A 15,084-nucleotide genomic window follows, 5' to 3' on the forward strand; every position below is an offset into this window, starting at 1 on the left:
CAGCCGCGAACGCCGCGCCCGTGGCGCGGCCGGGAGCCCGCCCCCCGCACCCCCTTGAAAATCCCCGTGGATATTTAAGGAACAAAGAGGGGGCGGGTCAGGCCTGTCGGGCGCGTTCGCCCTGGGCGCGGGCGGCGGTGAGTTCCTGGCCGGGGGCCAGCGCCTCGGGGTCGAGGATCAGCTCGATCACCGACACCGTGCCAGAGGCGCGGGCGCGGGCGAAGGCCTCGGCAAAGTCCTCTGTCCGGTGGACGGTCTCGCCATGGCCGCCATAGGCCCGGACCAGCGCGGCGTAATCGGGGTTGAAGAGCTCGGTCCCCGAGACCCGCGCCGGATAGGTGCGCTCCTGATGCGCCCGGATCGTGCCGTAGCGGCCGTTGTTGGCAAGGATGACGATCGGCGTCGCGCCGTGCTGGCGGGCGGTGGACAGCTCGTTCAGCGTCATCTGGAAGCAGCCGTCGCCGGCGAAGCAGAGCACGGTCTTTTCCGGGTGTTCCAGGCTCGCGGCGATGGCGGCGGGAAAGCCGTAGCCCATGCTGCCCGAGGTGGGGGCGAGCTGGCCCGGCCAGGCGCGGGGGCGGAAATAGCGGTGCATCCAGGCGGCGTAATTGCCCGCGCCATTGGTGGCGATGGCATCCTCCGGCACATGGTCCGACAGCCAGCGCATCACCTGCTCCAGCTTGACGGCGCCGGGGGTTTCGCGGGGCGTGGTGAAGGCCTCGTAATCGGCGCGGGCGGCCGCGGTCCAGGCGGACCAATCGGGCAGGTCCTGCGGCACGCTGGCCTTCAGGGCCGCGATCATCTCGGGCGCGCGGGCGGTGAGGGCGAGGTCCGGGCGCCAGATATGGCCCAGTTCGTCGGGGTCGGTATGAATGTGCAGGATCGTCTTGCCGGGCGCTGCCGGGTCCATCAGCGCGAAGCCATTGGTCGCCGTATCGCCGAGCCGGGTGCCGACGATCAGCAGGAGATCGGCTTCTTTCAGCCGCGCGCCCAGTTTCGGGTTCATGCCGACGCCGAGGTCGCCTGCATAGTTCGGGTGGCGGTTGTCGATCCGGTCCTGGCGGCGGAAGGTGACGGCGACGGGGAGGCCGCTGGCCTCGGCCAGCGCGGCGAGATCGCGCGCGGCCTGCGCCGACCAATGTGGGCCGCCCACGACGAGGAGCGGCTTTTCGGCGCCTTGCAGTGCCTGCCAGACGGCCCCGGTCTGCGGCGGGGCGGCGAGGGGCGCCTTGCGCGGCGGAAGGTCCGGCACGTCGGACAGCGCCGAGAGCATGTCCTCGGGCAGCGCCAGCACCACCGGGCCGGGGCGGCCCGATTGCGCCAGATGGAAGGCGCGGCTCAGATATTCGGGCAGACGGCGGATGTCGTCCACTTCCGTCGCCCATTTGGCCAGCCCGCCGAAGACCCGGCGGTAATCGACCTCCTGAAACGCCTCGCGGTCGCGGTGCGCGGTGTCGATCTGGCCGACGAACAGGATCATCGGCGTCGAATCCTGCTGCGCGACATGGATCCCGGACGAGGCATTGGTGGCCCCGGGGCCGCGGGTGACGAAGGCGATGCCGACTTCGCCCGTGAGCTTGGCATGGGCTTCGGCCATCATCGAGGCGCCGCCCTCGTGGCGGCAGACGACGTTCTGGATGCCGCTGTCATAGAGACCGTCCAGGGCGGCGAGGAAACTCTCGCCGGGGACCGAGAAGACGCGCCGCACGCCCTCGGCCTTGAGGTGATCGACCAGAATCTGTCCGCCGTGCCGCATGTCATGTCCTTCCGCTGCGCGGCGGGACGGTGGCGCAAATGGCGGCGGCATGCAAGATTGGCCGGGATCGAGGAGCGGAGAGGCGATGAGCGGGCCGAGATTGCTGGGGTTGTGTGGGTCCCTGAGGGCGGAGAGCCTGAACCGCAAACTGATGCTGGAGGCGGCGCGGGCCTTTGACGGCGATTTCGCCGAGGCGAGCCTCAGGCTGCCGCTGTTTGACGAGGATCTGGAAGCGCAGGGGATCCCGGCCGAGGTGGCGGCACTGGGCGCGGCGGTGGCCGGGGCGCAGGCGGTGCTTTTCGCCTGCCCCGAATACAACAAGGCGCCGCCCGGGGCGGTGAAGAACGCGCTCGACTGGCTGAGCCGGCTGAAGCCCAACCCGCTCAGGGGCAAGCCGGTGGCGATCGTCACCGCGGCGGACGGGCGGGCCGGGGGCGAAAGGTCGCAGATGATCCTGCGCTGGATGCTGGTGCCGCATCGGGTGGAGCCGCTGGCCTGGCCCGAGGTGCTGGTGGCCCGGGCCGAGACGGAATTCGACGCCGAGGGGCGGCTGACGTCCGAGCGCTACCGGGCGCAGCTGGCAGAGCTGATGGGACGCCTGAGGGACGCCTGCCGCTGAGCGGCGGGAGGCGCGCTCCCGCCCGCCCACCCCGCGCGCCTCCCGCCGCGGAGAGGGCGGCGCCTGTTGCGACCCCGGGGGCCGTCTGCCCCCGGACCCCCGAGGATATTTGCAGAACGAAGATCGAGATTAAGAGCGCCCCACCCCGTGTCATCTTTGCGCCAGAAATATCCTCGGGAGGATTTTCAAGGAGGGTGGAAAACCCTCCTTGAAGCAGGGGGTGCGGGGGGCGGCAGCCCCCCGCCTCCGGTCGCCCGAGGCGCCCGCGCCAGCGGGGAACGAGGGCGAAACCCCCCTTATTCCTGGTTCAACCGCCCCTCGCGGCCGCCGCGGCGCTTTTTCAGTAGGGTCGAGCGGTCGGGCAGCTGGGCCAGGATCTCGGCGCGGTTCTCGGGGCTCATCGCCGACCAGCCGGCGATCTCGTCCAGCGTGCGGAAGCAGCCGGCGCAGATCCCTGCCTTCGGGTGGATCACGCAGATCTTGACGCAGGGGCTGTCCAGTTCCTTGCGCATCCAGAGCGTATCGAGCGAGAGGTCGTTCATGGGTGAACCTTCGGGGTCGTCCGGGCCAAGATAGGCCTCTGCCGGGGCGTTTCCAGCCTGTCAGCGACGCATGACGGCCAATCTGTCCAGGAAGCCCTGCAGGATGAACCCGGCGGCCACATGGTCGATCACCTCGGCCCGTTTCGCCCGCGAGGTGTCGAAATCGAGGAGGGCGCGTTCGGCGGCCACCGTCGACAGCCGTTCGTCCCAGAAGCCGATCGGCAGCTCGGTCAGGGCCGAGAGGTTGCGGGCGAAGGCGCGGGTCGACTGACAGCGCGGCCCTTCCGACCCGTCCATGTTGAGGGGCAGGCCCAGCACGAACCCGGCAAGTCCGCGGGCCTTGGCGATCTCCAGAAGGCGCGCCGCATCCAGGGTGAATTTCTTGCGTTTCACCGTCTCGAGCGGTGTCGCGACCAGGCGGCGCAGGTCCGAGACGGCGACGCCGACGGTCTTTTCGCCCAGGTCCAGCCCGGCCAGCGCGCCCGAGGGCGCCAAGGCGGCGAGGAAAGCGTCGGTTTCGGTGAAGACGGCCATTATTCGGTGAACCCGGCCTGGCGGGCGGCGGTGTCGATGACGGCCAGTGCCGCGGGCTGGTCGGCGAAGACCAGCCTTGCCTCGGACCAGATCGCCCGGGCACGCTCGGTCTGGCCCAGCACCCCCAGCGCGTTGATCAGCCGGGCCCAATCCTCGGCTGGGCCGCCCTGGTTCGAGAGCCTGGAGGCCAGCCCCTCGACCATGCCGCCGATCATCTGCTGGCGGTCCTCGTCGCTCATCCTGGCGGCGGCCTCGACATCCGCCGCCGAGGGGCCGCGCCCGCCCGCCGTCATTGGCGGCAGGGTGTAGCGCACGCCCGCTGCCGCCGCGAGATCCTCCAGCGAGCCGCGGATCGCGGGCACCCAGGGATCATCGGGTTCGCTGTCTTCCAGCAGGCCGCGCCAGAGCCGGAAGGTCAGGTCCGGCCGCCCGGTCTGGGCGAACATCAACCCGAGGTAATAGCGCGCGGTGCCGTTCTGGGGATCCCTTTGCAGGATGCGTTCCAGCACCGCTTCGGCCTCGGGCGAGATCAGCCCGCCGGTGGCCAGCGCCATCGTCTCGGCCAGCGCGACCAGATCCTCGACGGGGGCCGCCTCGCCCTGCAGCTCGATCAGGTGGATCCAGGCCGCGGCGGAGGCGCTGTAATTGCCGATATTGCCCTCGTTCACCGCCAGCAGCCTGAGGCCGCGCGGATCGTCGGGGCGCGTCGTCAGCGCCTCGCGCAATTGCGCCATGAGCGTCGCGTATTGCGGGTCGATCTCGGGCGCCGGGGGGCGCTGCGCGTCGGCTTGCCAAGCGGCCTCCATCGCCGCCTGGCCGGGACGGTTGTCGCGCAGCGCCTGGGCCTCGGCGTAGCGGTCGATCAGCGGCATGTCCTCGTAGCCCGGCGCGCCCTCGCGCCAGTAGAGGGCGATGGCCAGGATCGGCGCCAGCGCCACCAGCACCAGAGCCAGCGTCCGCATCGAGGCGGGCGATTCGCCCAGCGCCGTGGCGCCGCGCTTGTCGGCATCCAGCAGCCGCCGCGCGGTTTCGGTGCGCAGGCGCTCGGCTTCCTCGGCGGCGATCAGGCCGCGGGCCTGGTCGCGCTCGATTTCCTTGAGCTGGTCGCGGTAGATGCGCATCTCGCGCCGCTGGCCGGGCTCGGCGGCCTCGACCCGCGCGCCGCGCCGCAATCCCAGCACCGCCAGCACGACGATCACCGCCGTCAGGGCCACCGCCGGGCCCAGGAACCACCAGATCGCCATGCCACCTCCTGTTCGCAGCCTCTCCCATAGCCGGAAGACGCCCGGGAAAAAAGCCAAACCGCCGTCAACTGCCCGCGACATAGGGGCCAAACCGGGCCTCAGGCTGCGGCGTGGGGACGCAGCTTTCGGCCTATGTCGGTTTTGGCCTCATTGTGCCGCTTGCAGCCAAGGCTTATCCCCCTGCGCAATCCATCACCGGGGCAAAACCCGGCGCTGAAAGGGAGTACGCCCATGACCCGCTATTCGGCCTTCGCCATTGCCCGTGAAGCCCTGCGCCAGCACACGGGCTGGACGCGGGCCTGGGCCTCGCCCGAGCCGGCCTCGCAATATGACGTGGTGATCGTCGGTGCTGGCGGCCACGGCCTGGCGACGGCCTATTACCTCGGCAAGAATTTCGGCATCCGCAATGTCGCGATCATCGAGAAGGGCTGGCTGGGCGGCGGCAACACCGGCCGCAACACCACGATCATCCGCTCGAACTATCTGCAGGACCCCTCGGCCGCGATCTATGAGAAGGCGCGCAGCCTGTATGAGGGGCTGAGCCAGGACCTGAACTACAACGTCATGTTCAGCCCGCGCGGCGTGATGATGCTGGCCCAGACCGAGCATGAGATCCGCGGCTACAAGCGCACCGAGATGGCCAACAAGCTGCAGGGCGTGGATACCCGTTTCATCGGCCCGGCCGAGGTCAAGCGCCTCGTGCCGATCATGAACATCGACGGGCCGCGCTATCCGGTCCTCGGCGCCCTCTGGCAGCCGCGCGGCGGCACCGCGCGCCACGATGCGGTGGCCTGGGGCTATGCCCGCGCCTGTTCGGCGATGGGCATGCATGTCATCCAGAATTGCGAGGTCACCGGCGTCGAAAGCGCGGGCGGCGAGGTGACGGCGGTCAACACCACCAAGGGCACCATCGGCTGCAAGAAGCTGGGCATCGTCGTGGCGGGCCATTCCGGGCATCTGGCGGCGATGGCGGGCTTCCGCCTGCCCATCGAATCGGTGGCGCTGCAGGCCATGGTGTCCGAGCCCATCAAGCCCTGCATGGATGTCGTGGTAATGGCCAACACCGTGCACGGCTACATGAGCCAGTCCGACAAGGGCGAGATGGTGATCGGCGGCGGCGCCGACCATTTCAACAACTACACCCAGCGGGGGTCCTGGCAGCATATCGAGGAAACCGTCCGCGCGCTGATCGAGACCTTCCCGATGCTGTCGCGGCTGAAGATGCTGCGCCAATGGGGCGGGATCGTCGACATGACCGGCGACCGCTCGCCCATCATCTCGAAGACGCCCCTGGGCAATACCTTCATCAACTGCGGCTGGGGGACGGGCGGCTTCAAGGCGATCCCGGGTTCGGGCTGGGCCATGGCCGAACTGATCGCCAAGGGCGAGCCGGGGCCGCTGGCGCGCGACTTCTCCATGTTCCGCTTCCGCGAGGGCCGCTTCATCGACGAAAGCGTGGCCGCCGGGGTGGCGCACTGATGAGCGTATCGGCCGGTTCCTGCCAACGGGCCCTGCGCCCCGGGAACCCGGGTCGCCTCCCGGTTGTTTTTTCCGCAAGTGCCATCGCACAGGAGGAGAAAACATGGCCTATCCCAACGAACCGCATAACCCCTATGCCCGGGTCGAACCGCGCGGGGATCTGGAATACCGGCGCCCGGCCGGCCGTTCGGGCGGCGTCGGCATCGCCATCGGCGCTGTTGTCGTCGCGCTGCTCATCGGTCTCATGCTCTTCAGCGGAACCAGCGAAGAGCCCCTGCTCGACCCCGCGGCGCCCAATGCCGCAGGCGAGGTCGCCCCGGCTCCGGCCCCGGCGCCCACTCTGGTGCCCACCGATCCGGCCGCTGGCGCCCCTGTCGCTCCGGCCCCTGCCGAGTGATGCGGCAAGCGGTCTCATGACCCGCGGCACCGGGGCCACCCTGCGCCCCGGTGCCGTTCCTTCACCGATGTTTGAACCGGGGCAGGGGCAGGCGCGACCCATCGCGCACAAGACCCTTGCCCCGGAGTTTCCCCATGGCCACGCGCCGTCCCGCCATCCGTCCGACCGCCGCCTTCATCGCGCTGCTGACCGTGCTGGGTCTGGGGGCGCTCTATGGCGCGACCTCGGCGCTGGTGCCGCTGATCAAGCTCAATGCCATCATCCTGACCCTCGCCGCGATGGCGGGGTTCCTCACGCATGCCGGGCTGCAACGCGGGCTCTTCACCAATCTCGGCGTGGCGCTGGTCAGTGCCGCGCTGGGCGTGGCGGCGATGTGGGGCGTCTGGCTGGGGCTGGAATACCCGGCCGAGTTGCTTTCGGGGCTGGAGAAACAGGGCGCGCAGGGCGTCGTGGAACTGGTCACGGGGCTCGCCCGGACCACCACGATCAGCCTTCGCGGCGCCTCGGGCTCGGTTTCGACGCATGGGCCGGATACCGTGCGGATGGTCTGGATGGCCGAGACGGCGGTGATGGCGCTTTCGCCGGTGCTGGGCGCGCTCTGGTCGCCGGTGGAGCGTCGGCGGATGGCCGCCCGCGCGGTCTGATCGGTGAAACCGGGCGGAACCGGATCCGGAGGGTCGGCGTTTTCTGTGCAAATGGACTTCGCACAGGAGACATCCCATGTCGTATACCACTGAAAACACCCGCACCCCGCCGAACCACACCACCAACAACTACACCACCAACACGACCGTCCCGCCGCAGCGCTCGGGCGGCTCGGGTGTGGCTCTGGCCATCGGTGCCATCGTCGCCCTGGCGGCGATCATCGCCTATTTCGTCATCGCCAACCCCGGCCCGGCCGATGACAACGTCAACGTCTCGATCGACGCCCCGGCGGCTGTCGAGAATTCGGCCGAGCGCGTCGGCGACGCGGCTGGCGCTGCCGCCGATGCCGTGGGCGATGCCGCGACCGGCGCTGCCCAGGCCGTCGAAGGCGCTGCCGAACGCGCTGCGTCGGACACCAACTAACCCGCTTTACGCGATTGATCACACCGACCGGGCTGGTCGCGGCTTTGCCGTGGCCAGCCCTTTCGCATGGCCAACGGAGGTTTCATGCTGCTCCTGAGCTGCCCCTGCTGCGGGGTCACCGCCGAGGAAACCGAATTCGCCAATGGCGGCGAGGCGCATCTGAAGCGCTTCGGCCCGGGCTCCACGGATGCCGAATACGAGGCCTATATGTTCGCCCGCAAGAACCCGCGCGGCGTGCATTTCGAGCGCTGGCGCCATGCCTATGGCTGCGGCAAGTGGTTCCTGATGGCGCGGGACACGATGACGCTGGAGGTCTACGGCACCTACAAGGCGCAGACGACCGAGCCGCCGGCCGAATTGCAGGCGCATATCAAGGCCCGCCGGCCGGAATGGGAGGGTTTCTGATGAGCCATCGTCTGGGCACCGGGGGGCGCCTGATCGACCGCGCCCGCCCGATGGATTTCACCTTCAACGGCAAGACCATGCGCGGCTATGCGGGCGACACGCTGGCGGCGGCGCTCTTGGGCGCCGGGCAGACGCTGGTCGGCCGGTCCTTCAAGTACCACCGCCCGCGCGGCATCATGGCGTCCGGCGCCGAGGAGCCGAACGCGCTGGTCGGTCTGGGCGAGGGGCAGCGCTATGAACCCAACCAGCGCGTCACCACGACCGAGCTGTTCCCGGGTCTGAAGGCCAACAGCCAGAACCACTGGCCCAGCCTCGAATTCGACGTGGGCGCGATCAACGCCAAGCTCTGGCGCTTCTTCCCGGCCGGGTTCTATTACAAGACCTTCATCGCCCCGCGTCCGTTCTGGAAGCACCTCTACGAGCCGATCATCCGCCGCTCGGCGGGTCTGGGCCGCGCGCCTGACGCCGAAACGCATGACGCCGACCGCTATGAGCAGATCTATGCCTTCTGCGACGTGCTGGTGGCCGGCGGGGGGATCGCCGGGCTCAAGGCCGCGCGCGAGGCGGCCGAGGCGGGCAAGCGGGTCATCCTGACCGAGCAGAACGCCCATTTCGGCGGGCGCGCCGTCGTCGACGGGATCGAGGTCGAGGGGCAGGCGGCCGAGGCCTGGGTTGCCGCGCAGGTCGCGGCCCTCTCGGCCATGGCCAATGTCACCGTGCTGGCCCGCACCATGGTTTCGGGCGTCTATGACCACGGCTATGCCCTGGCCTATCAGCGGATCGCCGACCACACGCCGGGCGCCGAAAAGCCCCGCCATCGCCTGTGGCGCGTCCGCGCCGGGCAGATCGTCTCGGCCACCGGCGCCATCGAGCGGCCGCTCAGCTTCGCGGGCAACGACCTGCCGGGCGTCATGCTGGCCTCGGCGGTGCGCGATTATGTGGTGAACTGGGCCGTCAGCCCGGGCAAGGCGGTGGCTGTCGTCACCAACAACGACGATGCCTATCGCACGGCGCTGGCGCTCAACGCCGTGGGCGTCAAGGTCCCCGCCGTGATCGACGCGCGGCGTGAGGCGACGGGCGACCTGCCGGCGCGCGCCCGTGCCGCCGGCATCCGCGTGATCGAGGATGCCGCCGTGCGCCATGTCGAGGGCGGTAAATCCGTCACCGGCGTCGCCATCTGCCGTTTCAACTCGGACGGCGGTGCGGTGATCGAGACGCTGGCCTGCGACGCGCTCGCCATGTCGGGCGGCTGGTCGCCGGTCGTGCACCTGTGGTCGCATTGCGGCGGCAAGCTGCTGTGGAACGAGGCCGGGGCCTTCTTCCGCCCCGATCCCAAGCGCCCGCCGCTGGGTGCGGATGGCAAGGGCTTCGTCACCTGCGTCGGCGCCGCCAACGGCGATCTGGGCAACGAGGGCGAGGCGCCGATGCTGCCCGTCTGGCTGATGCCCGCGCAGGCCGGCTATCACCTGCGCGCCAAGGCCTGGCTCGATCCGCAGAACGACGTCAAAGTCTCGGACGTGCAGCTGGCCGCGCAGGAAGGCTATGCCTCGGTCGAGCATACCAAGCGCTACACGACGCTGGGCATGGCCACCGATCAGGGGAAACTGAGCAACATCAATGGTCTGGCGATCCTGTCCGATGCGCTGGGCCAGCCGATCCCGCAGACCGGCACCACCACTTTCCGCCCGCCCTATACGCCGATCTCGCTGGGCGCCATCGCCGGCGAGGCGCGGGGCGGCATCTTCCAGCCGCTGCGCAAGACGCCGATGTACGACTGGCACGCGGCCCGGGGCGCGCATTGGGAGCCCGTCGGCTATTGGCGGCGGCCCTATTGCTATCCGCAGGCGGGCGAGACCCATGCACAGGCCGTGCATCGGGAAATCAACCAGACCCGCAAGGCGGTCGGCATCCTCGATGCCTCGACGCTGGGCAAGCTGGTGGTGAAGGGGCCGGACGCGGGCCGCTTCCTCGACATGCTCTACACCAACGTCATGAGCACCCTGAAGGTCGGCAAATGCCGCTACGGGCTGATGTGCAACGAGAACGGCTTCCTGTCGGATGACGGCGTGGTTGCGCGGATCTCGGAGGATACCTGGCTGTGCCACACCACCTCGGGCGGGGCGGACCGCATCCATGCGTGGATGGAAGACTGGCTGCAATGCGAATGGTGGGACTGGAAGGTCCATGTCGTCAACCTGACCGAGCAATTCGCCCAGATCGCCGTGGTCGGCCCCAAGGCCCGCGCGGTGCTGGAGAAGCTGGGCGGGGACATGGACCTGTCGGCTGCAGCCTTCCCCTTCATGGACTGGAAGGAAGGCCATCTCGGCGATATCCCGGCGCGGATCTTCCGCATCTCGTTCTCGGGGGAACTCAGCTACGAGGTCGCGGTCCCGGCGGGGCAGGGGCTGGCCCTGTGGGAGCGGCTGATGGACGCGGGCGCCGAATTCGGCGTTGCGCCCTATGGCACCGAAGCGCTGCACGTCATGCGGGCCGAGAAGGGCTTCATCATGATCGGCGACGAGACCGACGGCACGGTGATCCCGCAGGATCTGGGCCTTAGCTGGGCGATCTCGAAGAAGAAGGAAGACTTCCTCGGCAAACGCGGGATGGAGCGCGAGGCGATGGTCTCGCCCGACCGCTGGCAACTCGTGGGCCTTGAGACGCTGGATGGGTCGGTCCTGCCCGATGGCGCCTTGGCGCCCCTGCCTGGCAAGAACGACAACGGCCAGCAGGAAACGCAGGGCCGCGTGACCTCGACCTATTTCTCGCCGACCCTGGGCAAGGGCATCGCCATGGGCCTGCTGCACAAAGGCCCCGAGCGGATGGGCGAGGTCGTCCAGTTCCAGAACGCAAGCGGCGGCACGGTGGCGGCGCGGGTCGTCGATCCGTGCTTCTACGACAAGGCCGGGGAGAAGCAGAATGTCTGAGGCGGTGAGCGCATTGGCCGGGGCGCGCGCCTCGGGTCTGGTCGAACTGGCGGATGCCGGGGCGGTGGGCATGATCACGCTGCGCGGCGAGCTGTCCCTGCTGGGCGGGGCTCTGCAGTCGGTGCTGGGCCTCGGCCTGCCGGGCGTGCGGCAGGTGGCGACGGGCGACAGGGGGCAGGTCCTGTGGATGTCGCCCGACGAATTGTTGGTGGTGCTGCCCTATGGCGAGGCGCCGGGTGTGGCGTCGGCACTGGAGGCCGCGCTGGCCGGGCAATTCGCCACGGTTGCCGTGGTGTCGGACGCCCGGGCGCTGATCCGCGTTTCGGGCCCGCAGGCGCGCGACGTGCTGGCGAAGCTGATGCCGGTCGATTTCGCGGATTTCCCGGTGGGGTCGGTCCGCCGCTCGCGCGCGGCGCAGGTGGCGGCGGCGCTGTGGCGGGTATCCGAGACCGAGTGGTCGCTGGTCTGCTTCCGTTCGGTGGCGGGCTATGTCTGGGAGGGGCTGGCGACAGTCGCCCAACCGGGCGGCGAGGTCGGCCTCTACCGCTGACCGTTAGGTGGGCGAACCCGCGCCGACGGGCGCGGAACCGCCCACCCTACGCCTGCGCGCAAAGGCCGTGGAGAAGCTGTCGATGGGTCGCGCCTTGCGGTCCCTCGATGGCGGTCCCCGCAACCCATTGCCGATCCAGACCCAGCCTCCCCGCCGGAACCAGATGCCGCGCGATCTCGGCCGGGGTGGTTTCGTCAGGCGTGCCCGTTTCCCAATCGTGAAAGGCGGTCGAATAGCGGACGACCGCCCCGCTCGCGGGCAGATCGAGCAGCCCGCCCTCGGCATGGAAGACCAGCCCGTCGCCCATCTCCTCGCCGATCAGAATGAGCCCGCGGCCCAGACGGTGCCTGAGGATCGCGACAAAGACGATGGCCGCGGAAAAGGTGAACTTGTCGACCAGCACAGCCACCCGGCCACGAGCGCTTTCACAGAGGGCGTCGATCAGGGGCAGCGTTGTCACGAAATTGCCCCCGGTGTTGCCGCGAAGGTCGAGCAGGAGGGTCCGGTTCGGGCTGACCCGCACCTGCGCCGCGGCGCCAGCGATGGCGTCGGGCAGCGCCTTTCCGCTGGGGTCGAAGAAACTGGGCAAAGTGAGTGACAGCCCGAGCCCCTGCCAATCCTCGACCGCCACAAAACCCTCGGGTTTCCAGGCCGGGTCCGCCCTGCCATGCTCGTTTCGGGGATAGAGCATCGAGGCCGGAACCGTCTGCCCGGACTCCAATGCCAGATCGGTTATTTGCCCGTTCTCGTCTTTCACGCGATACACGGTCCTGTTCGGGTCAGACGAAAACCCGAGGCGAGCCAATGCATGGGGCCAGACGAGGAGAATTGTGCCGATGACCCGCTTCCTCTGGCTTGTACCCGCAAGGTACTTATCGGCGGCGGCTTCGATCCGGGCCGGGGGCGTGCCGTTGACGGCGATCAGCTCCCCTCTGGGCGCGGGTGTTGAAAGCGCTGTCGCCGTTAGCTGCACCGTCGACCCGATGCTCACCAACCTCAACGGAAGGACCGAGAGGGAGTCGTTCGGGATCAGCCGTGTGTGGCCGTTGCCGGGAAGCGCGAGCAGGCGCATCGCGGACAACAAGAACGCGTCTTGCGAGCCTTCCAGCGCGGAATGTCGAGCCTCACGAAGGCAGCTGTCGATCACCGCCGGGTCGATCCGCCGGAAGCTGGGATCGGTGGGCAGGATTCTTTCCCGAATTTTCTGGAGGTCTTGCGTCAGGGACATGAGCCACGATGCACAGGGTGGCGCGTCGATGTCCAGATCGGGGGCCGTGTCCCGCCGCAGCGATAGGGCGCGGCGCTGGTACACCATCCCTCCGGCAAACCCCGCCCTGGCCCTGTCTCTCTGCCTGCTGTTCCTCCTGCCCTTGCCCGCCCGGGCCGAGCTGATCTGCCTGCTGGTCGCGGATGCCGAAACCGGCGCGGTGCTGCTGGAGGAGGGCGATTGCGACCGCCGTGTCACCCCGGCCTCGACCTTCAAGCTGCCGCTGGCGGTGATCGGTCATGACGCGGGCCTCTTGCTGGATGCGGACCACCCGGTGATGACCTGGCAGCCGGGCGATCCCGATTGGGGCGGTGACAGCTGGCGCGGGGCGGTGACGCCCCGGCTCTGGATGCGCGATTCGGTGGTCTGGTATTCGCAGCGGCTGACCCGGGCGCTGGGCGCGGAGCGCTTCGCCAAGGCGGTGCGGGCGCTGGGCTATGGCAATGCCGATGTCACGGGCGATCCGGGGTTCGACAACGGGCTGGAACGGTCCTGGATCGCCTCGTCCCTGACGATCAGCGGACGGGAACAGGCCGAGTTCCTGCACCGGCTGCTGACCCGGACCCTGCCGGTGTCGCGCGACTCGATGGCCTTCGCCGAAAGCCTCGCCACCGGGCACGAGGTCTCGGGCTGGCGTTTTCACGGCAAGACCGGTGGCGCCTATCCCCGCCGCACCGACCGCAGCTTCAACTATGCGCGGGGCTGGGGCTGGTACGCGGGCTGGGCGGAACGGGACGGGCGGCGGGTGATCGTCGTGCGGCTGGCGCAGGACGAGGAACGCCACCCGGGTTCGCCCGGGCTGCGCAGCCGGGACGCGGTTTTCGCCGACTGGCCGGGGATTGCCGCGCGCGCCGGGCTCTGACTGCGTAGGGTGCGTGCTCGCACGCACCATCCGCCCCCCTTTCCCCCACGCCCCGCCGCGCCTAGGTTCCGCCGATGACCCGTCCTCTGCACCCCACCGCTCTCGTCACCGGCGCCAATCGCGGCATCGGCCATGCCATCGCCGCCGGGCTCATCGCCCGCGGCTGCCGCGTCACCCTCGGCGCCCGCGATCCCGAAGAGGGGCAGCGTGCCGCCGCAGCGCTGGGCGCCCGCTTCGCCCGCATCGACCTGCAAGACCCCGAGAGCTATTTCGCGGCCGTCACCGAAGCGGGCGGCTTCGATATCCTGGTCAACAACGCCGGGATCCTCGGCCATCATTCCCTGCTGTCGCCGGAATCGGAGTTCGACACGGCGATGGAGGTGATGGTGCAGGCGCCCCTGGACCTGATCCGTCTCAACGCGCCGCATTGGCGGGAAACCGGCTGGGGGCGGATCGTCAACCTGTCCTCGGGCTGGGGCGCGCATGCCGAGGGGCTGGAAGGGCCGGGCGCTTACGGCGTGGCCAAGGCGGCGCTGAACGCGCTGACCCGGGCGCTGCCCCGCGACCTGCCCGAGGGTGTCAAGATCAACGCCTGCTGCCCGGGCTGGGTGGCGACGGCGATGGGCGGACCCGAGGCCCCGCTCAGCCCCGAGGAAGGCGCCGATACCCCGGTCTGGCTGGCGCTTCTGCCCGATGACGGGCCGACCGGCGGCTTTTTCCGAAGCCGCCAGCCGGTGCCGTGGTAGAGATGATCAACCATAGATGGATCATCGTTGACGAGCGAGGCTGCGGAAATGCGGAAGTCGAGCACCTTTGACGAATTCCTCACCGGCCTAATCGTGGCCCTAGCTTGGCTTTCAGGCTTGAGCAGCTATCTGGCGGTGTTCGGCGGCACCTGCACGATGGGCGATGCCAGTCAGCTTGTGGGCGGCGCGTTGTCGGCCCTGCTGTTGTTTCCCCTCGTTTCCGCGCTCGCTTGGTCCCCCAACCAGCGCATCCTGCTGGTCGGAAGCCTGCCCCTCGCGCCGATCCTGCTGTGGCAGGCCTACTTTGCCATCACCTTTGCCTTGGATGTTCTCCTGCTGGGCCAAGCGGCGTGCGAATCCCTACACAACGCCTCCCATACACATTCCCGCATCGAAAACTGGCTCGCCGTGCTTTGGCTGTTCCTCGGGCTTGGCATGCCGGGCCTGATGGCGCTGGCGCTGTGGTCGCATAGCCGGACGGGCCGCCCGAAAGCCTAGCCTTTCCGCCACAACGCCCCCCACCAACCCGCGCCCCGGCGCGGGTTTTTTCATGCGCGGAGGTTCTCCATGCGCGGAGGTTTTTTTCACGGCCGAGCCGATTTCCTCAAGTTTCCGCTTGCAAGACTTATCTTTATTAGGCTAAGAAAAACTTAGGCAAGAAAATATCAAGCAAATGGCCGCCCAGCCC

The 15,084-nt window shown here is 69.0% G+C and carries 16 protein-coding genes; 11 read left to right on the forward strand and 5 right to left on the reverse strand.

What is annotated here, in order from left to right:
- Nucleotides 1–97: 97 nt before the first annotated feature.
- A complete protein-coding gene (locus tag VDQ18_RS18035; RefSeq protein ID WP_323022291.1) occupies nt 98–1,756 on the reverse strand; it encodes a thiamine pyrophosphate-binding protein in 1,659 nt (552 codons plus the stop codon).
- 85 nt (nt 1,757–1,841) lie between these two features.
- On the opposite strand from VDQ18_RS18035, the gene VDQ18_RS18040 reads away from it, so the two are divergent.
- Nucleotides 1,842–2,375 carry an NADPH-dependent FMN reductase gene (locus tag VDQ18_RS18040; RefSeq protein WP_323022292.1) on the forward strand — a complete coding sequence of 178 codons (534 nt, stop codon included), beginning with the start codon at nt 1,842–1,844 and terminating at the stop codon, nt 2,373–2,375.
- Nucleotides 2,376–2,671: 296 nt separating this feature from the next.
- Here VDQ18_RS18040 and VDQ18_RS18045 read toward each other — a convergent pair whose 3' ends face one another.
- Genes VDQ18_RS18045 through ccmI form a run of 3 tightly spaced genes read right to left on the reverse strand, consistent with a single transcriptional unit; the run spans nt 2,672 to nt 4,695 of the window.
- Nucleotides 2,672–2,917, reverse strand: a complete 246-nt coding sequence (locus VDQ18_RS18045) for a DUF1289 domain-containing protein (RefSeq protein ID WP_323022293.1) — start codon at nt 2,915–2,917, stop codon at nt 2,672–2,674.
- A gap of 60 nt (nt 2,918–2,977) precedes the next feature.
- Nucleotides 2,978–3,451, reverse strand: coding sequence for a Holliday junction resolvase RuvX (gene ruvX, locus VDQ18_RS18050; protein WP_323022294.1), 474 nt, complete (start codon nt 3,449–3,451; stop codon nt 2,978–2,980).
- Nucleotides 3,451–4,695: a c-type cytochrome biogenesis protein CcmI gene (gene ccmI, locus VDQ18_RS18055; RefSeq protein WP_323022295.1), complete on the reverse strand. Its 1,245-nt coding sequence runs from the start codon at nt 4,693–4,695 to the stop codon at nt 3,451–3,453. The genes ruvX and ccmI overlap by 1 nt, the downstream gene beginning before the upstream one ends.
- Before the next feature lie 231 nt (nt 4,696–4,926).
- On the opposite strand from ccmI, the gene VDQ18_RS18060 reads away from it, so the two are divergent.
- From VDQ18_RS18060 to VDQ18_RS18090, 7 genes are all read left to right on the forward strand, one after another.
- A complete protein-coding gene (locus VDQ18_RS18060) occupies nt 4,927–6,174 on the forward strand; it encodes a sarcosine oxidase subunit beta family protein (protein ID WP_323022296.1) in 1,248 nt (415 codons plus the stop codon).
- Nucleotides 6,175–6,277: 103 nt separating this feature from the next.
- Nucleotides 6,278–6,571, forward strand: coding sequence for a hypothetical protein (locus tag VDQ18_RS18065; protein WP_323022297.1), 294 nt, complete (start codon nt 6,278–6,280; stop codon nt 6,569–6,571).
- 134 nt (nt 6,572–6,705) lie between these two features.
- Nucleotides 6,706–7,215: a hypothetical protein gene (locus tag VDQ18_RS18070; RefSeq protein ID WP_323022298.1), complete on the forward strand. Its 510-nt coding sequence runs from the start codon at nt 6,706–6,708 to the stop codon at nt 7,213–7,215.
- Between the two features lie 76 nt (nt 7,216–7,291).
- Nucleotides 7,292–7,639, forward strand: coding sequence for a hypothetical protein (locus VDQ18_RS18075; RefSeq protein ID WP_323022299.1), 348 nt, complete (start codon nt 7,292–7,294; stop codon nt 7,637–7,639).
- 84 nt (nt 7,640–7,723) lie between these two features.
- A complete protein-coding gene (locus VDQ18_RS18080; protein WP_323022300.1) occupies nt 7,724–8,044 on the forward strand; it encodes a sarcosine oxidase subunit delta in 321 nt (106 codons plus the stop codon).
- Nucleotides 8,044–10,971, forward strand: coding sequence for a sarcosine oxidase subunit alpha family protein (locus VDQ18_RS18085; protein WP_323022301.1), 2,928 nt, complete (start codon nt 8,044–8,046; stop codon nt 10,969–10,971). Before VDQ18_RS18080 ends, VDQ18_RS18085 begins: the two co-directional genes overlap by 1 nt.
- On the forward strand, nt 10,964–11,521 hold the full coding sequence (locus VDQ18_RS18090; protein ID WP_323022302.1) for a sarcosine oxidase subunit gamma: 558 nt from the start codon (nt 10,964–10,966) through the stop codon (nt 11,519–11,521). Before VDQ18_RS18085 ends, VDQ18_RS18090 begins: the two co-directional genes overlap by 8 nt.
- Before the next feature lie 46 nt (nt 11,522–11,567).
- On the opposite strand, the gene VDQ18_RS18095 is transcribed toward VDQ18_RS18090, so the two are convergent.
- Entirely contained in the window at nt 11,568–12,749 is a 1,182-nt protein-coding gene (locus VDQ18_RS18095) for a peptidase S41 (RefSeq protein ID WP_323022303.1), read from the reverse strand.
- A 46-nt stretch (nt 12,750–12,795) separates the two neighbouring features.
- Between VDQ18_RS18095 and blaOXA the strand changes: the two genes are divergently transcribed.
- The 3 genes from blaOXA (at nt 12,796) to VDQ18_RS18110 (ending at nt 14,894) form a co-directional block, all read left to right on the forward strand.
- Nucleotides 12,796–13,650 (forward strand): class D beta-lactamase, encoded by an 855-nt coding sequence (gene blaOXA, locus VDQ18_RS18100; RefSeq protein ID WP_323022304.1) that lies wholly within the window; start codon nt 12,796–12,798, stop codon nt 13,648–13,650.
- Between the two features lie 74 nt (nt 13,651–13,724).
- Nucleotides 13,725–14,396, forward strand: coding sequence for an SDR family NAD(P)-dependent oxidoreductase (locus VDQ18_RS18105; protein ID WP_323022305.1), 672 nt, complete (start codon nt 13,725–13,727; stop codon nt 14,394–14,396).
- Between the two features lie 48 nt (nt 14,397–14,444).
- Nucleotides 14,445–14,894, forward strand: coding sequence for a hypothetical protein (locus VDQ18_RS18110; protein WP_323022306.1), 450 nt, complete (start codon nt 14,445–14,447; stop codon nt 14,892–14,894).
- Nucleotides 14,895–15,084: the final 190 nt, after the last annotated feature.

This window comes from Pararhodobacter sp., assembly GCF_034676075.1.
Classification (GTDB): Bacteria; Pseudomonadota; Alphaproteobacteria; order Rhodobacterales; family Rhodobacteraceae; genus Pararhodobacter.

Excerpts from the sequence above, each read along its gene's own strand:
- VDQ18_RS18035 (WP_323022291.1), bottom strand. The coding sequence starts at position 1,756 with ATGCGGCACGGCGGACAGATTCTGGTCGATCACCTCAAGGCCGAGGGC.
- VDQ18_RS18040 (WP_323022292.1), top strand. The coding sequence starts at position 1,842 with ATGAGCGGGCCGAGATTGCTGGGGTTGTGTGGGTCCCTGAGGGCGGAG.
- VDQ18_RS18045 (WP_323022293.1), bottom strand. The coding sequence starts at position 2,917 with ATGAACGACCTCTCGCTCGATACGCTCTGGATGCGCAAGGAACTGGAC.
- ruvX (WP_323022294.1), bottom strand. The coding sequence starts at position 3,451 with ATGGCCGTCTTCACCGAAACCGACGCTTTCCTCGCCGCCTTGGCGCCC.
- ccmI (WP_323022295.1), bottom strand. The coding sequence starts at position 4,695 with ATGGCGATCTGGTGGTTCCTGGGCCCGGCGGTGGCCCTGACGGCGGTG.
- VDQ18_RS18060 (WP_323022296.1), top strand. The coding sequence starts at position 4,927 with ATGACCCGCTATTCGGCCTTCGCCATTGCCCGTGAAGCCCTGCGCCAG.
- VDQ18_RS18065 (WP_323022297.1), top strand. The coding sequence starts at position 6,278 with ATGGCCTATCCCAACGAACCGCATAACCCCTATGCCCGGGTCGAACCG.
- VDQ18_RS18070 (WP_323022298.1), top strand. The coding sequence starts at position 6,706 with ATGGCCACGCGCCGTCCCGCCATCCGTCCGACCGCCGCCTTCATCGCG.
- VDQ18_RS18075 (WP_323022299.1), top strand. The coding sequence starts at position 7,292 with ATGTCGTATACCACTGAAAACACCCGCACCCCGCCGAACCACACCACC.
- VDQ18_RS18080 (WP_323022300.1), top strand. The coding sequence starts at position 7,724 with ATGCTGCTCCTGAGCTGCCCCTGCTGCGGGGTCACCGCCGAGGAAACC.
- VDQ18_RS18085 (WP_323022301.1), top strand. The coding sequence starts at position 8,044 with ATGAGCCATCGTCTGGGCACCGGGGGGCGCCTGATCGACCGCGCCCGC.
- VDQ18_RS18090 (WP_323022302.1), top strand. The coding sequence starts at position 10,964 with ATGTCTGAGGCGGTGAGCGCATTGGCCGGGGCGCGCGCCTCGGGTCTG.
- VDQ18_RS18095 (WP_323022303.1), bottom strand. The coding sequence starts at position 12,749 with ATGTCCCTGACGCAAGACCTCCAGAAAATTCGGGAAAGAATCCTGCCC.
- VDQ18_RS18105 (WP_323022305.1), top strand. The coding sequence starts at position 13,725 with ATGACCCGTCCTCTGCACCCCACCGCTCTCGTCACCGGCGCCAATCGC.
- VDQ18_RS18110 (WP_323022306.1), top strand. The coding sequence starts at position 14,445 with ATGCGGAAGTCGAGCACCTTTGACGAATTCCTCACCGGCCTAATCGTG.